Origin of the sequence: Posidoniimonas polymericola (assembly GCF_007859935.1) — a bacterium.
Classification (GTDB): domain Bacteria; phylum Planctomycetota; class Planctomycetia; order Pirellulales; family Lacipirellulaceae; genus Posidoniimonas; species Posidoniimonas polymericola.
The window spans coordinates 68,256-84,867 of the sequence record NZ_SJPO01000004.1 but is presented as its reverse complement, the minus strand read 5'-3'; the positions used below and the strand labels follow the sequence as shown (position 1 = coordinate 84,867).

Annotated in this window: 10 protein-coding genes; 5 read left to right on the top strand and 5 right to left on the bottom strand. The window is 65.9% G+C overall.

Annotated elements, in window-relative coordinates:
- Positions 1 to 69: 69 nt before the first annotated feature.
- The 3 genes from Pla123a_RS09480 to Pla123a_RS09470 form a co-directional block, all read right to left on the bottom strand.
- On the bottom strand, positions 70 to 3,051 hold the full coding sequence (locus Pla123a_RS09480; RefSeq protein ID WP_146586256.1) for a dockerin type I repeat-containing protein: 2,982 nt from the start codon (positions 3,049 to 3,051) through the stop codon (positions 70 to 72).
- Between the two features lie 108 nt (positions 3,052 to 3,159).
- Positions 3,160 to 4,068, bottom strand: coding sequence for a hypothetical protein (locus tag Pla123a_RS09475; protein ID WP_146586254.1), 909 nt, complete (start codon positions 4,066 to 4,068; stop codon positions 3,160 to 3,162).
- Between the two features lie 64 nt (positions 4,069 to 4,132).
- The gene (locus Pla123a_RS09470) at positions 4,133 to 6,208 is read right to left on the bottom strand and encodes a sulfatase-like hydrolase/transferase (RefSeq protein WP_146586252.1); all 2,076 of its coding nucleotides are present in this window, start codon (positions 6,206 to 6,208) and stop codon (positions 4,133 to 4,135) included.
- A 443-nt stretch (positions 6,209 to 6,651) separates the two neighbouring features.
- Here Pla123a_RS09470 and Pla123a_RS09465 point away from each other — a divergent pair, with 443 nt between their 5' ends.
- The 3 genes from Pla123a_RS09465 (at position 6,652) to Pla123a_RS09455 (ending at position 10,792) form a co-directional block, all read left to right on the top strand.
- Complete coding sequence (locus Pla123a_RS09465; RefSeq protein WP_146586250.1) at positions 6,652 to 7,230, top strand: sigma-70 family RNA polymerase sigma factor; 579 nt, start codon at positions 6,652 to 6,654, stop codon at positions 7,228 to 7,230.
- A 65-nt stretch (positions 7,231 to 7,295) separates the two neighbouring features.
- A complete protein-coding gene (locus Pla123a_RS09460; protein ID WP_146586248.1) occupies positions 7,296 to 9,116 on the top strand; it encodes a LamG-like jellyroll fold domain-containing protein in 1,821 nt (606 codons plus the stop codon).
- A gap of 2 nt (positions 9,117 to 9,118) precedes the next feature.
- Complete coding sequence (locus tag Pla123a_RS09455) at positions 9,119 to 10,792, top strand: arylsulfatase (protein ID WP_146586246.1); 1,674 nt, start codon at positions 9,119 to 9,121, stop codon at positions 10,790 to 10,792.
- 34 nt (positions 10,793 to 10,826) lie between these two features.
- Here Pla123a_RS09455 and phnD read toward each other — a convergent pair whose 3' ends face one another.
- Entirely contained in the window at positions 10,827 to 11,900 is a 1,074-nt protein-coding gene (gene phnD / locus Pla123a_RS09450) for a phosphate/phosphite/phosphonate ABC transporter substrate-binding protein (RefSeq protein WP_197527828.1), read from the bottom strand.
- Positions 11,901 to 11,970: 70 nt separating this feature from the next.
- The gene (locus tag Pla123a_RS09445; RefSeq protein WP_146586243.1) at positions 11,971 to 13,113 is read right to left on the bottom strand and encodes a DUF1559 family PulG-like putative transporter; all 1,143 of its coding nucleotides are present in this window, start codon (positions 13,111 to 13,113) and stop codon (positions 11,971 to 11,973) included.
- Positions 13,114 to 13,537: 424 nt separating this feature from the next.
- On the opposite strand from Pla123a_RS09445, the gene Pla123a_RS09440 reads away from it, so the two are divergent.
- The gene (locus tag Pla123a_RS09440) at positions 13,538 to 14,788 is read left to right on the top strand and encodes a PEP-CTERM sorting domain-containing protein (RefSeq protein WP_146586241.1); all 1,251 of its coding nucleotides are present in this window, start codon (positions 13,538 to 13,540) and stop codon (positions 14,786 to 14,788) included.
- Positions 14,789 to 14,903: 115 nt separating this feature from the next.
- Positions 14,904 to 16,562, top strand: coding sequence for a hypothetical protein (locus Pla123a_RS09435; protein ID WP_146586239.1), 1,659 nt, complete (start codon positions 14,904 to 14,906; stop codon positions 16,560 to 16,562).
- Positions 16,563 to 16,612 lie beyond the last annotated feature (50 nt).

Below are 16,612 nucleotides of genomic sequence, written 5' to 3'. Positions count from 1 at the left end.
AGTGTGTTTCGCTTGTCTGAGGCGGGGCGGCCGCCAAGGTGCGACGACCGCCCACGCTGCGATTTCGGGTTACTTCGACAGACCGTTGCGACGGCGTCGCAGCAGCGGCAGCAGTCCGAAGGTGAGCAGCACTGCCGAGGGCTCGGGGGCCGACACGGTTCCGCTCGGCGCAACGAGCACGGTGGCGCCGTAGTTGGCCTTCCAGATCGAGTAGTCGGCTGCAGTGACGTTCCCGTCGCCATTAGCGTCGCCGTCGGCGAACGCGGCGCCGCCAATCGTGCCCTCATTGTCACGCCAGACGGTGTAGTCGGCGGCGTCGACTGTGCCGTCGCCGTTGAAGTCGGGCAGTGAGGTCAGGCTGAGGTACTCGACAAATCCCGGCACCGTCGAGCCATCCGGCAGGTCGTAGAAGAACTGCAGGTCGCGGCTGTCCGCCGTGGTGTCGTACACAGCGCCGAGCGAGGTCGCCGCCGCGCCGGCCGACACGGTCGACGATGCCTGCAGGTAGCTCTCATTCAGCAGTCCGCTGGTCTGCACGCCGCCCTGCTCCCAGCCGTTGCCCGAGCCGTCGCCGGCGGGGAAGCCGGCGGCGCCGGCCAGACCGGTGAACGCTCCAGCGACCAGGCCGCCCGTGGCGCTGCGGATCTCGTAGTAGTCGAGCTCGTTGGCGACGTCGCCGCCCGCGATCGAGACGCTGCCGGTCGCGGTGTCGACCTGCAGCCGCAGCGGGTTGATGGCGGCGTCGGTGACGGTCTCGACCGCGAAGTTGTCAAAGATCACGGCGCCGCCGTCACGGCCGTCGATGCCAATGTAGTTGCTCTGGTCCTCGGACCACTGGAAGGCGCCGTAGCCCATCGACACGTCGTCGACGAAGACCTCGTAGGCGACCGCGTCGCCGGCGTTGAAACCGGTCGGAGCGAACGTCGCCGACACAACGCCGGTCTTGGCGGCCAGGGCGCCCTCGGCGGCGCCGTAAATCGGGCCGTTGCCGCCGCCCCAGGCGAGCGAGTTGTTGCCGCGGATCGCGACCCAGAAGTCGGAAACTACGTTCTCGGGCGCCGGCAGCGTATTGCCGATGAAGCCGAGGTCGTTAAACGCGGCGGTCATCATCACGTCGTCGCCGCCGGCCGCGTCGCCGGCCGAGTCGGCCCGGGCCTGCGACATTCCGATCGCGAATCCGCCGCCCTGGCCACGGGTCCCGCCGCCGTAGCCGAGCACGCCCAGTGTGACCCTGAAGCCGCCGTCGGCCAGGATCTGGTTGTTGACGAAGTTGTGGTTGACATACGCGTTAGACGTTCCCGCGCCGACCGCCAGCTGAAGCTGGCCGCCGAGGATCTGAGTGCCGCCGCCGTTGACGGCGTCGCCGTCCTGGGGGCCGGGGTCGTTGGCCGGGTCGACGAACGGCTGCGAGTAGACGCCGCCTACGCCGAGCGTCGTGCCGGTGTTGTTGGCGACGCCGGTCAGCTCGGCGTCGATGTTGCGGGAGTCGGCGCGGTCGAACGTGTCGGCGAACAGCGTCACAGCCTGGGCGCTGGTGGCGCTCAGCGAGAGGCCAAGCACCAACGCGACAACCGCCGCCCCGCGGCGACGCGCCGCACACGGGGCCGCCAGCAGACCCAGGGCCAGCAGGGCGATCGAGGTCGGCTCGGGGGCCGCCACCATCGCGGCGAAACTCATCCCCGGGTTGGCCGCTTCCCACAGCCCCTTGAACTGCCGGAAGTCCGCGCGGTCGACCACGCCGTCGCCGGTCAGGTCGCCGCTCAGGTAGGCCTCGAACGGCGTCAGGGACGAGACGTCCGAGACCAGGTTGTCGCGGATGGTGGGCCAGTCGCCGGCGTCGATCGTGCCGTTGCCGTTGTAATCGCCGGCCTGAATCGGGTCGCCGACGTACTGAACCACGACGGGTACGTCGTTGCCATTGACGTCACGCAGCTCGAGCTGGACGTCCTCTGCCGGGCCGGGGATCCAGGCATCCCCGAAGTTGATGGAGTCGTTGGCCGAGCCGGACGCGCCCAGCGCGTACGAGCCGACCGTGCCCTCGGAGATGTCTGTCAGCACAGGGCCGGTGGTGTCGGTGAGGGTGATCCAGTCGTCGTCGGCGTCGATGCCCTGAGACTCGATCGTTGCCCAAGCGTCGCGGTCGAAGCCGCCGTTCTGCGAGGTAATCGAGTAGACGATCATCGACAGGGGCTGGGCGGTTTCGTTGGTCAGTGTGATGTTGCCGGTGGCGCGGTCGATCGTTAGCGACGGGACCACGGGCGGGGTCGATGTCTCGACCGTGAAGTTGTCGAGGCTGAGGGCGTTCCCCGTGCGGCCGTCGAGGCCAATGAAGTTGGCGTTGTCGTTGCTCCACTGGAACGAGCCGACGCCGACATTGACTCCGTCGAAAAACACCTCGTAGGTCACAACCGATCCGGCACTGAAGTCGGACACGCCGAAGTTGGCCGAGACCGTGCCAAACTTATTGCCGACCGGGGCCGACTGTATGGAGTCGCCGTCGCCCCAGGCGATGGTCGAGTCGCCGCGGATGCCGACCCAGAAGTCGCCCACGGGCGTGCTGTCGGGGTTGAAGGCGTCGGAGAACGTAGGGCCGCCGCTGCCGGCGCCGTTGGCGTCGCCCGCGGTGTCGGCGTCGGCCTGGGTCATGCCAATCCCGAAGGCCGCGCCCTGGCCGGCCGACGTTCCACCGTAGCCGTCGAGCACGTCGAGCGAGACGCTGAACGCGCCGGCGGTGAGGATGTCGCTGTTGGTGAAGTTGTGGTTGACGTACGCGTTGGATGTGCCCGCGCCGACCGCGAGCTGCAGGTTGCTGTTGAGGATCTGGGCTCCGCCGCCGTTGGTGGCGTCGCCGTCCTGCGGGCCGGGGTCGTTGGCCGGGTCGAGGAACGGCTGGCTGTAAACGCCGTCCACGCCGAGTGTGGTCCCGGTGTTGTTGGTGATGCCGGTCAGCTCGGCGTCGATGTTGCGGTTGTCGCTCCGGTCAAAGGTGTCGGAGAATAGCACGACCGCGGAGGCCTGCCCCCCGATGAATATGAGAGCCAGTGCGGCCACAACCGCCGCCTGCAGACGATTTCTGCGAGATCCAAATAATTGCATGTCCGATGTTCCTTAGCAGTGTGGCCGTACTGGCTTGATTCCTGCGATTGACGGAGGAGTTAATTACAGGCGGCGGCCCACCAGGCCGCAGCCGCTGATCATGGCGAGCAGGGCCAACGAGCCGGGCTCGGGGAGCGTGCTCACGCTGAAGTTGTCGAGCGACACGATCTGCGCGTCGCGGGTGTCGATGCCGATGTAGTTGGCGTCAGAGTCGCTCCACTGGAACGCGCCGGTTCCCTGCAGCACGCCGTTGAAATAGATCGAGACCGCCACGTCCGAGCCGGCCGCGAAGCTGCTGAAGCTGAAGTCGGCCGAGATCGTCCCGGTTTTCGAGTCGAGGTCGACAACCTGGAAGCTGGGGTCGCTGACCGGCACCGGGCCGTTCCCCCAGGCGAGCTCCTTGGTCCCGTCGCCGCGGAGACCGACCCAGAAGTCGGAGACCGTGTCGGTGAACTCGGTGGGGAAGGCGTTGGTCATCTTGGCGTTTGAGGGGTTGCCGTTGAAGGCGTCGTTCGTGGCGGCCGCTTCGGCGGCGGTCATGCCGACCGCAAAGGCCCCGCCTTGTCCCTCGCTGTTCTGGCTGAAGTCGTTCACGTCCAGCGAGACGCGGAACCCACCGGCAGCGAGGATCTCTGGGTTGATGAAGTTGTGGTTGACGTAGGCGTTGGAGGTGCCGGGGCCGACCGCCAGCTGCAGCTGGTTGTCGCCGATCTGGGCTCCGCCGCCGTTGCCGGGGTCGCCGTCGTAGCCGGTGGTCTCGTTGGCCGGGTCGACCCAAGGCTGCGAGTAGACGCCGTCGGCCGACAGGGCCGAGCCGGTGTTGTCGACGATGCCGGTCAGCGATTCGTCGATGTTGGCGCTGTCGGCGCGGTTGAAGCTGTCGCTAAACAGCACGCCGGCGTTGACGGTTGCCGGCATGGCGGCGAGCGCCGCCGCGCCGATGGCGAGCCGATGGATCCAGTGGTTACGCATTAGCTGTCGCTCCCAAGTTGCAGAAAAGAATCGGTGGATCAAAGAGGAGATGAGGTTGATTGGGCTATTTCTTGCTGTCGGTCGAGGGGCGTTGGCGGCGGTGGAAACCGAGCCGCGCCAGCAGCATCGCGGCCACCGAGGCGGCGCCCGGTTCCGGGATCGACAGGGAATTGGCGAACGACTCGACCGCCTGCGCCTGGCCCAACTGGCCGAACGCCTGGTAGACGAGCACGAAGTCGTCGATGTCGGTGTCGCCGTCGAGGTCGACGTCGCCCAGGGCGAAGGTCGAGTTCGAGCCTAGCGCCTCGCGGTGCAGCCAGCCGGTCTTGAACGCGGCGAGGTCCGCGGCGTCGAGCACGCCGTCCTTGTTGAAGTCGGCGGCCGACCAGGGCAAGGCGGACGACACCTTGTTCTGGTATGCCCACCGCTCGTAGCCGGCCAGCATCAGGCTGAACTGGTCCGCGTACGCGGCGTTGTCGGCCAGGTCGACGCTCTCGGTCGGGTCGGTCGACAGGTCGTACAGCTCCCATTCGTCGACGCCGGCGCCGCCGGGTTGAGTGCTGCCAAAATTACTTGAGACCAGCTTCCAGTCGCCCAGGCGGAAGGCGCGGTTGCCCTCGTGCTGCCAGCCGAGCTCGCGGTCGCCGGTCTCGACGCCGGTCGCCAGGTATTCGGCCAGGCTCTCACCAAAGATGGGCTGGGTGCCGTAAGTCTGGCCCGACAGGTCGGTCCACTCGGAGGGGTACTGGGCTCCGGCGACCGCCAGCAGCGTCGGCATCAGGTCGCGGACGTCGCCGACCTGGGTCCCGACCTGGCCGACGAGCGACGGGTCGAGCCCGTTGTTCCACTGCACGATCGCCGGCGAGAGGATGCCCCCCTCGTGGGTGTAGTGCTTGTAGTTGCGGTAGGGGGACTGCCCCGCGTTCGCCCAGCCGGAGCCGTAGAAGATCTTCTCGTCCACCGCGTTGGTGGTCGTGCCCATGCTGTCGAGGTCGGCGCCGGTGCGGGGGACCTCGCCGGCGTTGAAGCCAAACTCGTGCCACTCGGCGTCGGCGCCGTTGTCGGAGAGGAACATGACAATGGTGTTGTCGAGCTCGCCATTGGCCTCGAGGTCGTCGAGGATACGGCCGACGTTGTAGTCGACGCGTTCGACCATCGCCGCGTAGATCGCCATCCGACGCGTCAGATCGGCCTGCCGGGTCGAGTCGAGGGAGTCCCACGCGCGGATCTGGTGCAGCGCCTCGCCGTGGCCGGTCTGGGCGACGTCGCCCCGCGGAGTTAGCTCGATGTTCGGATCGATCAGGCCCTCGTCCTTGAGGCCCTGCAGGCGGCTCTCGCGGAGGGCGTCCCAGCCCTGCTCGTAGCGGCTCACCAGCGGGTCGACCCACTCGTCGCGGGCCTGCAGCGGAAAGTGCGGGGCCCCGAAGGCGACGTACTCGAAGAACGGCTGGTTGTCGCCCTCGGCGTTCTTCTGCCGATTGTGCTCGAGGAAGTCGAGCGCATAGTCGCCGATGGCGTCGGTCTGGTAGAACGTGCCGGGTTGGCCGTTGCCCGAGGTGGTGGTGTAGCTCCGCTCGGGGACCTCGTCAGAGAGCAGCCGGTAATTCCCCTGGAAGTTGTCCTGGCTATGGTTCTCCGTGAAGCCGTAGTAATGGTCGAAGCCGCGGACGCGGGGGTCACGGTCGTGCCCGTCTGGCAGCGAGCCAAAGTTGGTCGTGTTCCCCAGGTGCCACTTGCCGGACATGTAGGTGCGGTAGCCGCTGTCCTGCAGCACCTCGGGGATGAACACGTTGTTCTTGGGGAGCCGCGTGCCGTCCCCCGCCAGGTTAGGCAGGCCGACCGCGTGCGACTGCTGCCCCGTCAGCAATTGGGCGCGGGTGTTCGAACAGCGGGGCGTGACGTAGAAATTCTGGAAACGCACCCCCGCCGCGGCCATCGAGTCGAGGGCCGGCGTGTTCATCTCGCTGCCGTAGGGACCGATGTCGGTCCGACCGAGGTCGTCGGCCATGATGACCAGGATGTTGGGACGCGTGGCTTGCGCCGCGGCCTGATTGCCGAGCGACGTTGCTAGCAACGCCGCGGCGATCATCGCCACTCTGCGGCGAGCCGCGTTGGTGGAGGCGACTCCGACGAGCTTCATAGGTGCTTCTTCTCTGCTGTACACAGCCGTCGGCACGCCTCAGGGGGAAGGCCGGGTGCGGCCCGCAATCCGGGAAAACGTGCGACAAATCACCGTGTTCGATAAGACGGCTGCCGCGGCGGCCCTGGTTGGGGATGCCACGACAGGTCTGATAAGCTGCTGCGTAGAGGCCGTGTGAAACGGGCGCCTCTGCTGGAGTAATGCCTGGGGCGGGGGCGATCTGAGTCTGAAAAGCCAAAAAACGCGCCGCACATCGGTCGTTCGAGGCCGCGGTGGTGTTGGCGGTAGGGACCCCGCTTTTTTCAGAACTTTGTGAGTCATTTTGGGGGATGGGACGGCATATAGGGTTGGTGGCCGTTGCGTGCTGATTCCCCTGGTTCGGCTAGGCGCAGGGCTGAAACTACTGCCCGGACTCCAGTCCTCACTTATCTGCGGCGTGGCGAATGTCTGAACCAGACGGCAGCGAGTCCCGTGATGAAGAATTCCTGCAACTGTTTGCGCAGTCGCAGCGGGCGCTGCACGCCTACCTGATCGCCCTCGTGTTTGACCCGAACACGGCGGCCGACCTGCTGCAGGAGACCAACATCGTGCTGTGGCGGAAGTTCGATCACTACGAGTCGGGGACCAACTTCTTCGCCTGGGCGAGAGAGGTCGCGCGGCTGACCGTGCTGCGGCACCGCCGGACATCGTCGCGGCGGATCGCGACGCTCGACCCGCAGCTGCTCGAGGAGTTGGCGGGGCGGTTCAGCGAGTCGCAGGAAACGGCCGACACCAACCTGAACGTTCTCAGCGGGTGCCTGGATCGGCTAAGGCCTGGGGACCGTGAGTTGATTGTCGGCCGCTACGCCCCGGGCGCGAGCGTCACCGGACTGGCCGAAAAGCTGGGCCGGCCGGCCAACAGTATTTCCCAGTCGCTCTGCCGCATCCGCAAGGCCCTGGCCGACTGCGTGCAGCGGCAGGCGTCTGCCCTTGAGCGGGGCGCCGATGGCGTCGGTGGAGCCTGGTCCAGTGTGGACGCGTAGCCGCAGATAGCGTTAGATAGCGACAGGCGAGAGTTTCAAGATCCCGTGATGAGATCGTCGGACCAATGGACCGCAAGACCATACAACTACTGAACGACCTGATCGAGAGTCGTCTCGACCAGGAGCAGGCCAAGCAGCTCAGCGAGCTGCTGCGCGACAAGCCCGAGGCCGCCCGCGCCTACCTGAGGCTGCTTGGGATCCACCTCCAGATGGCAGAGTCGGTCGCGCCGGTGCGGCCGTTCTCGCTCGAAGAGCTTAAGGCGATGCGGGCGGTAGACGCCACCTTCGGTGGGGGTGACCCGGACACGGGCGTCGAGGCCGCCCCTGCCGCCCCTGCCGAGGCTAGCCGGGGCCGCTCGGCGGCCGCCGATCCATCGGACCTGCGTCGGTCGCAGCTCTGGACGCTGGTGTTGTCGCTCGCCGCGGTGGTCTTGCTGGCAGTGGGGGTGATGAACTGGGGGGGAGCGTTGCTGGACGGGGGAGGGGATCCCAAGGAGGCGATCGCTCAGGGCAGCGTTGGCGTTCCCGGAGTTGAGCTGAACCCGGTGGTGGCGCGGATTACCAAGAAGATCGATTGCGACTGGGAAGACGACCGCTGGAGCGTGGCGACCTCGGCAGAGATCACGGCCGGCCAGCGGATCAACCTGTCGCGCGGCCTGCTGGTGCTCGAGTTTACCTCTGGAGCAGTAGTGGCGCTCAACGGACCCGCGACGCTCATCCCGACCTCGCCGCTAGGCGCCCAGCTGCTGGACGGCACGCTCAGCGCGAACGTCCCACCGAGTGGGCGCGGCTTCAAGATTGAGACCCACGCCGGGCAGTTCATCGACCTCGGCACCGAGTTCGGAATGGTGGTCGGCGACGACGGCGCCGTCGAGACCCACGTCTTCAAGGGGAAGGTGATCGCGGAGCCCAGCGGCCTCGCCAACCGCCGCACCGAGCCGGTAACCCTTGAGGGCGGGGCCGGCTGGACGCGTTCCGGCATGAACGGCGTCGACTCGATGATCAAGGCCCGGCCCGAGCGGTTCCTGCGGCCCATCATCGACGGCGAGAGCGAGGGGCTCAATCAGCCGCCCGATGTCGGCAAGGTGGGCGTCTGGTTCAACGCCGAGAGCCGGGTCCAGCAGGACCAGCGGGGACGCGTTTCTGCGTGGGGCGACAGCCAGTGCGCCGGCAACCCGACCTCCGAGGACGCCTGGCAGGTGCTGGGAAACAAGCGGCCGCGGTACGTGGCCGACGCGATGAACGGCCGCCCGGCGCTGCGGTTCAACGGCTACCAGTCCTTGGTTACCGAGCCGATGCCGCTCGGCGCCAACCAGTCGTCGGCGGTGGTGTTCCGCGTCAACCGCGAGGCCGCCAGCCGGCTGGTCCGCCGTCGCCGGGACTACAAGCACTTGGGCGTCCAGCTCTTGAACCTCAACGGCCCGCCCCACACCGTTGTGCAGATCAACGGCGACGCCCGACTCGAGGCCCGCGTCCACCTGGCGTGGTTGCGGAACACCAAGATCCCCGAGGACACCGGCCTGCTCCGCAGCGCCACGCCCGTCAGCGATGGTCCCCACGTGGCGGTCTACTCGTACAACAGCGATCAGTCGACCGCCACGCTCTACCTGGACGGCGAGTTGATTAGCGAGTCGGCCGACGCGCCGGTGGTCAACTCCACCACGTCGCCACGCTATATCGGGTCGCACTTCGACCGCGACGGTTTTGGTTTCACCGGCGACATCGCCGAAGTACTGGTTTACGACTCAGCGCTCTCGCACGACCAGTCGGCCCGCCTCTCCGCCTGGATGGCGGAGAAGTACGGCATCCCCGGCGTCGAGCAGCCCGCTGCAGGGCAAACGGAAGTTCAGCAAGAGTCTCCCCCAGAGGAAGGCTCACAGGAGTAAATATGCGGACCAAGTCTTTTGTCGAGTTTTGTCTGGCGGTGGCCGTTTCGGGCGCCGCAGTAGCCGCGGACGTCGGCAACGCCGCCGACGAACGGCCCGCGCGGCGGCCGAACATCGTGGTCGTCATGGCCGACGATATGGGCTACTCGGACGCCGGCTGCTACGGCGGCGAGGTCGAGACCCCCAACATCGACGCGCTGGCCAGCGAGGGCGTGCGGTTCACGTCCTTCTACAACTGCTCGCGCTGCTGCCAGACCCGCGCCAGCATGGTGACCGGAGCCTACCCGCACCGCGTCGGCATGGCGGAGTTTGGCCAGACAATGGACCGCACCGTGCCGACCGTCGTGGAGAGCCTCAAGACCGCCGGCTACTCCACCGGAATGGTCGGCAAGTGGCACCTGACCAAGCTGCCGGCAACCGACAATGAACAGGACCGCATCCGCTGGATGAACCACCGCTTAGACCTCAACATCCCCTTCGGCGACATCCGGAGCTACCCGACCCGCCGCGGGTTCGAGAAGTTCTACGGCATTATCTGGGGCGTCGTCGACCACTTCGACCCGTTCAGCCTGACCGACGGCGAGCAGCCGGTCCCCGAGGTCCCCGAGGACTTCTACTTCACCGACGCCATCACCCGCCGGTCGGTCGATCAGATCGAGGAGTTCAGCCAGCGGGACAAGCCGTTCATGATGTACGTCGCGTACACGGCGCCGCACTGGCCGCTGCACGCCCGGCAGGAGGACATCGCCAAGTACAGTGGCCGGTACGACGCGGGCTGGGAGTCGATCCGCAAGAGCCGCAGCCAACGCCAGGCCGAGCTGGGCGTGATCCCCGCCGACGCCCCGCTGGGTGAGAACTCGGCGCGTCGTTCCAACTGGGAGCGGCTCAGCCCCCGCCAGCAGCGTTTCCAGGCGGCCAAGATGGAAGTCCACGCCGCGATGATCGACCGCGTCGACCAGGGCGTGGGGCAGATTGTGGAGAAGCTGCGCAGCACCGGGCAGCTCGAGAACACGGTGGTGTTCTTCCTGTCGGACAACGGAGCCTCGCCTGAGATCCCCGGGCACGCCGGGTACGACCGCAACGGCGGCACGCGCGACGGCCGCGACTCGCTCCGCGAGGCAGAGTTGCGGCGTGGCGACAATGTCGAGAAGGTTGGGACCGAAGAAAGCTACGCCGGCATCGGCCCTTCCTGGGCCAGCGTCAGCAATACCCCGCTCCGCTACTGGAAGGGCGAGTCTTACGACGGCGGCTGCCGCACGCCGATGATTGTGCACTGGCCCGCCGGCCTGCGTGTCGCGGCGGGGGAGATGACCAGCGAGGTGGGCCACGTTATTGACCTCGCGCCGACCTGGCTCGAGCTGGCCGGCGCCGAACCGCTGCCGGGCTCGCTGCTCGACGGCGTCAGCCTCGCGCCGGTGCTGGCCGGCAAGGTCCTCGACAAGGAGCGGACCCTGTACTTCGATCACCAGGGCGGGCACGGCGTCCGCAAGGGTCGCTGGAAGGCGTCCAAGCTGTCACGCGGCGATTGGCAGCTGTTCGACATTGTCGCCGACCCCGCCGAGACGCGCGACCTTGCCGAGAGCCGACGCCCCGTGCTCGACGCGCTCGTGCAGCAGTGGGACAGCTGGCTGGAACAGGTCTCTTCGGAGCGGAAGAAAGAATTCGCCGCCCGGTGATGCGGCAGCGCCGCCCAGCCCTCAAGCGGTCGAGCTACTCGGACAGGTTCCGCATGGCGTCGTCGATGCGTCGGATAACGGCCCAGTCGTCCTTGTAGTCGACCGCCACAAACTTGACGCTGCCGGTCGGGCCGAATCGCTGCTCGAGATCGGTGCCGGCCCAGTCCAGGCCGACCAGTGCGGTGCGGATCTGATCGACCATCTCGGCCGGTAGATCGTGGGCGCAGCCAATCACCGCCGGTGGGAAGGCCTCGGACTCGTAGAGGATGGTGTACTCGGCCTCGTCAATGTCGCCCTGCTCGAGCATCTTAGCGAGGATGTCGCTCGCAACCGGCGCCACCCGGGCACGCCCAGCGACCACGTCCTTCATCGAGCCTTCGTGGGACATCGAGAAGCTCCACTCGTAGTCGCGTTCGGGCAGCAGCCCGGCGTCGTTGTAGAGTTGGACCAACGCCGCCTTGAAGCCGGAGTTGGAGGTCGGGCGGACAAATACCACCTTGCTGCCCTTGATGTCGGCGAGGTCCTTGATGCCCGCATCGGCGGCGGCCACCAGCAGCATCTTGTAGCCGACTTCGCCGTCGGCGTTGGCCATGGTGCACAGTGGCACGTAGCCGGCGGTGTTCACCGCTAGGGGCGCGGCCCCCGTTCCCAGGCCGAGGATGTGCAGCTCGCCCGTGCGCATCGCCTCGAGCTGGTCGTTCACCTGCTCGTAGGCCCGCACCTTAACGGGCAGCCCCGTGGCGTCGCCGACCGCGGTGGCCAGGGCGCCCCAACCATCGGCTTCGGTCGTCTGGTCCGACTCGTCGCCCTCTTCGGCGATGTAGGAGAAGACCAGCGTTTCAGGCGACTGCAGCTTCGCCTCATCGGTCGGCGTGTCGGCGACCAGGTCTTGGTTCGCGTCCTTGTAGTCGGCGGCCAGCTTGGAGCTATCGGCCCAGTCGGGCAGCATCACCGAGAGGACGTTCTTGTTCAGCTCGTCGGTGGCCGACTGCTGAAGCGAGGCCCCCCACCACTGAACGGCAAAGGCAGTGACCGCTGCCGCGGGGACGGCCACCAGCAGGGTTCGCAGCACCGACGAGCCCTGCGAAGACTCCGTATTCGCGTCCATCAACGATCCTCTCGCAGTCATGCGGTTATGAGAATTGAGCCTCACGCCACCGGACGAACCGAGGAGTCCGCTATTCTGCGAACGACTCTCCGCCGTTGCGAGAGCCCGACGCCCGCCACACATTGAGGTCGACGCTTTCGGTGACGAAGTCGACGTGACCATCGCCATACGCGACATTCACCCCGCCCGGATGGTCGCTCCTGGCCGCCACTACAGCGTGCTCATGAGGGGCGTCCGGGATAGAGTTCACGCCGCAGTCAATACCAGACCAGTTTGGCGGAGCGACGTGGTTATACTGCGTGCTGTCGTAACCCGCAAAGGGCCAACCATTTGACCAATCTCCAACCCAGCGTCCGGCGGCTCCGAAGACGTAGCCCATTGGCTCGGCTGGCGGGGTGCTCTCGGCGATGAACGCGCTCTCGATAGCCGTCGCCTGCGCCCGCGGATTCACCAGAGTTGAGCTCCGGCACCGAAGCATGTCGGCGCGGGTCGGCACGACCTCGGCGCCGCTCTCATAGTCGTGGCCACTCCCCTTGATACGTTCCGAGAAGAACGCGGTCTTGGAGAGTCCGTCGATGTACTTGCCGACCTTCAGCCCCTTCGCGCCGCTGGTGAACGCCCCGTTGCCGCCGACATGCCAGGTTTCCGTGGGGACGATGCCGTAGGCGGCGTTGCCGTTCTGGCCGCTCCTTCCTCCGGCGCCCGGAGTGCTCCCTCCGAAGTTAGATCGGTAGTTGTTCTCCGAAATGACGATCCCGGTGTTCGCATCGCTGGGGCAGATGAACAAGTCTTGAGCGGTCGAGTAGGCGTCGAAGTGGGGGTTACGCGGGTTCTGCATCTTCTTGTGCTGACCGATACTGAAATCGATCAGGTCGAAGACGTTGCCTGCCTCCATGTAAGGGAGCAGCCAGATATGAACCGAGTAGAAGCCGGTGCGCGACCGCGGCGAGATGCCATCATACTCGGTGTAGCCGAGCGGCAGCTCCTTGTCGACGATCGCCCAGTCGGGGCGCAGCCGGCCCGGGGGGAACCGCCCCTGACCGCTCTCGTAGTTGATCGCGCCCAGCGCCATTTGCTTGACGTTGTTCACGCACTGGGTGCGCCGTGCGGCTTCGCGTGCCGCCTGCACCGCGGGTAGCAGCAGTGCGATCAGAATGCCGATGATGGCGATCACCACCAACAGTTCAACGAGCGTAAATCCATTGCGTCGCATGTGTGCCTCATATGCGAAATACTCTTACTTGCCTGTTCCGCTAGAAGAAGCGATTGTAGCACTCGCATCGCCGACGGAAACGATATTTAAGGAAAACGCACGCTGCTGACAGCTGATCACCGCTAGGGCCGCTACCAACTGCATGGGATGCAGCTGTCTCGCAATAGTGAGAATGGCGTGCGCCTTTCGATTGGAGCGTGCCGGGACTGCCGCGTTGAGGCCAGGTCGGCGTCACCGGTTGGCGGTGGTCCGTGTTCTTGCGGGAGGCCGAAGGGGTTCTTCGCTGATTCTTAATGCCAACATGCTGGTGAGGGTTGTGCCGGTTGCGCTATACTGAGCAATTGTTCCAACCGGCCGCCCACCTGATCCCACCTATACGGCCGACTCCGCCCAAGAAGCCGCACCACTTCGGAGCCAGATTGCCATGACCAGTGTTCGTTTGAGTTTCTGCGTCGCGTCGCTCGCGATGGCCCTCGCCACCAGCGCCGCGCTAGGGGCCACCCCGTTTGCCGGCGAAGATTTCGATAGCGGTACAACCAATGGCGGTTTCACCTCGATCACGCAGACGCTAACGCCGGACCTAGGGCAGGGCGGCGCATTCTCGAGCTTCTTCGACCGTTTTGGTGTGATGAGCCGCGCCGACGGGCTTCCGTTCGACTTCCTGGACGATTCGGCTGGTGACTTCACTGCAGACACCTTCGGCATCATCCGTACCGGTAAGACCGACAACTTCATCGGCGTCTCCGACCCCGACAATGGCGACAACCCCGGCGGCGCCGTCAGCGGCGTGTGGACTTTCGATATCTCCGGCCGCTCGAACATTGAGCTTAGCATCGATCTGGCGATGATTGGTGACTTCGAGGCATCCGGCGACACGTTCGATTTCAACTACTCAATCGACGGTGGAGAGGCGACGAACGCCTTCAGCATCCGCGCCATAGACGGCGTCCAGTACGGCGTCACCCTCGAGTCGGGGGCGTTCAGCCCGGTCTACACCGACCCGTTCAGCGGCTTCGACGAGCCGTTCTGGACAGACCTCTCGTTGGGCGGCATGTTTACCGACCCGAACGATGACGTCATTTACGACTTCCTAATGGAAGACGACGGAACCACCAACGGCGACAGCACCGCGAATGACGGTTTCGTTCCGATCGAGGCCGGCGGCGGCTTCGTCGAGGTGCGGGCCTACCGCACTTCGGATGACAGCGGCGAAACCTTCGACCTACAAATCGAGAGCGAACCGTTTAAGGACCCGCTGTTCCTAGGCGACACGCAGCTCACGAACAACCTGACCACCTACACCACGCCGTTGTCCGGCGCCGGCAGCACTCTGACCCTCGAGTTCGCTGGCGTCTCGAACGGCAGCCTCGAGTACTTCGTGTTTGACAACATCTTGCTGAGCGAGGGTGACGGCCCCGCAGACCCCGGCGACTTCAACGGCGACGGGGTCGTCGACGCCGCCGATTACACCGTGTGGCGTGACAACGAGGGGGCGTCCGAGGGTACGCTGCTGAGTGGAAACGGCACCGGCGGCACGATCGACGGCGACGACCTCGCCCTGTGGCAGACCAACTACGGCGCGGGCACTACCTCCGCTGCGTCTGCCGTACCCGAGCCCGCTGCTCTGTGCTTCGCGGCTATCGGCCTGGTTGCTGGGCTCGCGCGGCGTCGCTAGTTCTGAGAGATTTAGAACGGATTCAAGCACCCCACCCGAGACCTCGCGAAAGCGTTGGTCTTGGGTGGGGTGCTTTTGTGAATCGAGCACCCTCCGCCCTGCACCGGACTATCCGTTGAACGCCCGAAGACTCCTCGCGCTCGCATCTGCCTGCCTGCTCTCGGCTCCGCTGCAGGCGCAGCTTCGGGTGGTCACCTACAACACGCTTGACAAGCCGGCCTCCGAAACCGACTTAGACGATCTTGGCCTGATCATGGCCGCCATCTCACAGACGCCCCGCAACGGGATAACAAAGCGGCCCGATATTGTTGCATTGCAGGAACAAACGACCTTTTCGCTAATAGACTCCACCGCTGTACGGGTTGCAGACACGCTCAACGGGCTCTTCGGCGTCGAGTCGTATGAGGCGAAGGTGCTCGGGTTTGGGGTGGATCGACTCGCGGTCGTTTACGATTCCGCCACTGTCGCCGTGGGGGCTTCATCTGGCGTCGGTACCGGCGGACCGCGGCCTGTGCAGCGGAGCTCGTTCACGCTGCCGAAATATCCTGAAAGCGGGCCGCTGTACCTCTACAACGCTCATTTCAAGGCCGGTTCGGCAAGTGCGGACAGGTTGACTAGGTCTGGTGAGGCAACTGCACTGCGGTCAAACCTGGCGGGGGTAGGTCCCGATGTGAACGCAATTGCGCTAGGAGACCTCAACATCGGCGCCAGCAGCGAGGCGGCCTTCGCGAACCTGACCGCGTCAGGCACGCCGAGCCTCATAGACCCTATCGCCCTCGGCAGCTGGCCCAACTCGGCGGCTGCTATCCACATGACGCAATCGACGCGCACCAGCTTCCTCGCCGACGAGGGCGCCACCGGCGGAATGGATGACCGCTTCGACATGCAACTTGTTACCCAGACGCTGCTGGACGGTGAAGGGCTGAGCTACCTGGGACCGACATCTGCCGGGTCGGGGGCGACTGAGCATTCCTACTATGCCTTCGGCAACGACGGTGTGTCGTGGAACACCCGGATCAACAATACCTTACTGGGGCGATCACAGTCGGCCGAAGTGATCAACGCTCTCCACGATCTGAGCGACCACCTGCCGGTGGTTGCCGACTACCAGCTCCCCGCCGTTCTCGAGGTGCTGGCGGGGTCCCTGCCGGCGACGCTGACGCAGGGCGAGGTGTTCGAGCTCGAGGTCGTGGTGCGGAACGCGGCCGACGTGCTCGCGGCGATCGGGGCCGACGAGCTCGACTACACGCTCTCGGTGACGGGCGACCTGACCGGTTCATTCTCGGGAAGCGTGCCGGCGCTGGCCGATGGAGACACGCTGGGCGTTGGTCTTGAGACCAGCACGCTCGGGCAGAAGGGCGGCGTGCTGACGGTCTCGACCGACAGCCAGGGTGCCGCCAACGCGCTGTTCGAGCTGCCGATCGCGTTCGAGGTCGTCGCGCCGATGCTGCTTGGCGACTTCAACTTCGATGGGCATGTCGACGCCGCCGACTACGCCGTCTGGCGGGACGGCCTGGCGGGCGGCGGCTATGACCAGCAGGACTACCTCGATTGGCGGGGCAACTACGGCAATTCAGCAGCGACGACCAGCTCCACGGCGCCCGAACCGTCGGCGTGGATGCTGATCGCGGCGGCCGCGGGGTCGCTCTTTGCTTCAGGCCGATCGGCAAGCGGCTTTTTTCGAGGGCCTGCATCCTTCGGCCCCGGTTCGCCGCAGCTTCCAACAGGCGGGGCGCCATCCGGGCGCGTGCGACGATCGACCGGTCTACAATGAGCCGTTCGCAGTCAACGGGCGGATTTTTGGGAAACGCAAGCAGGGTTGTT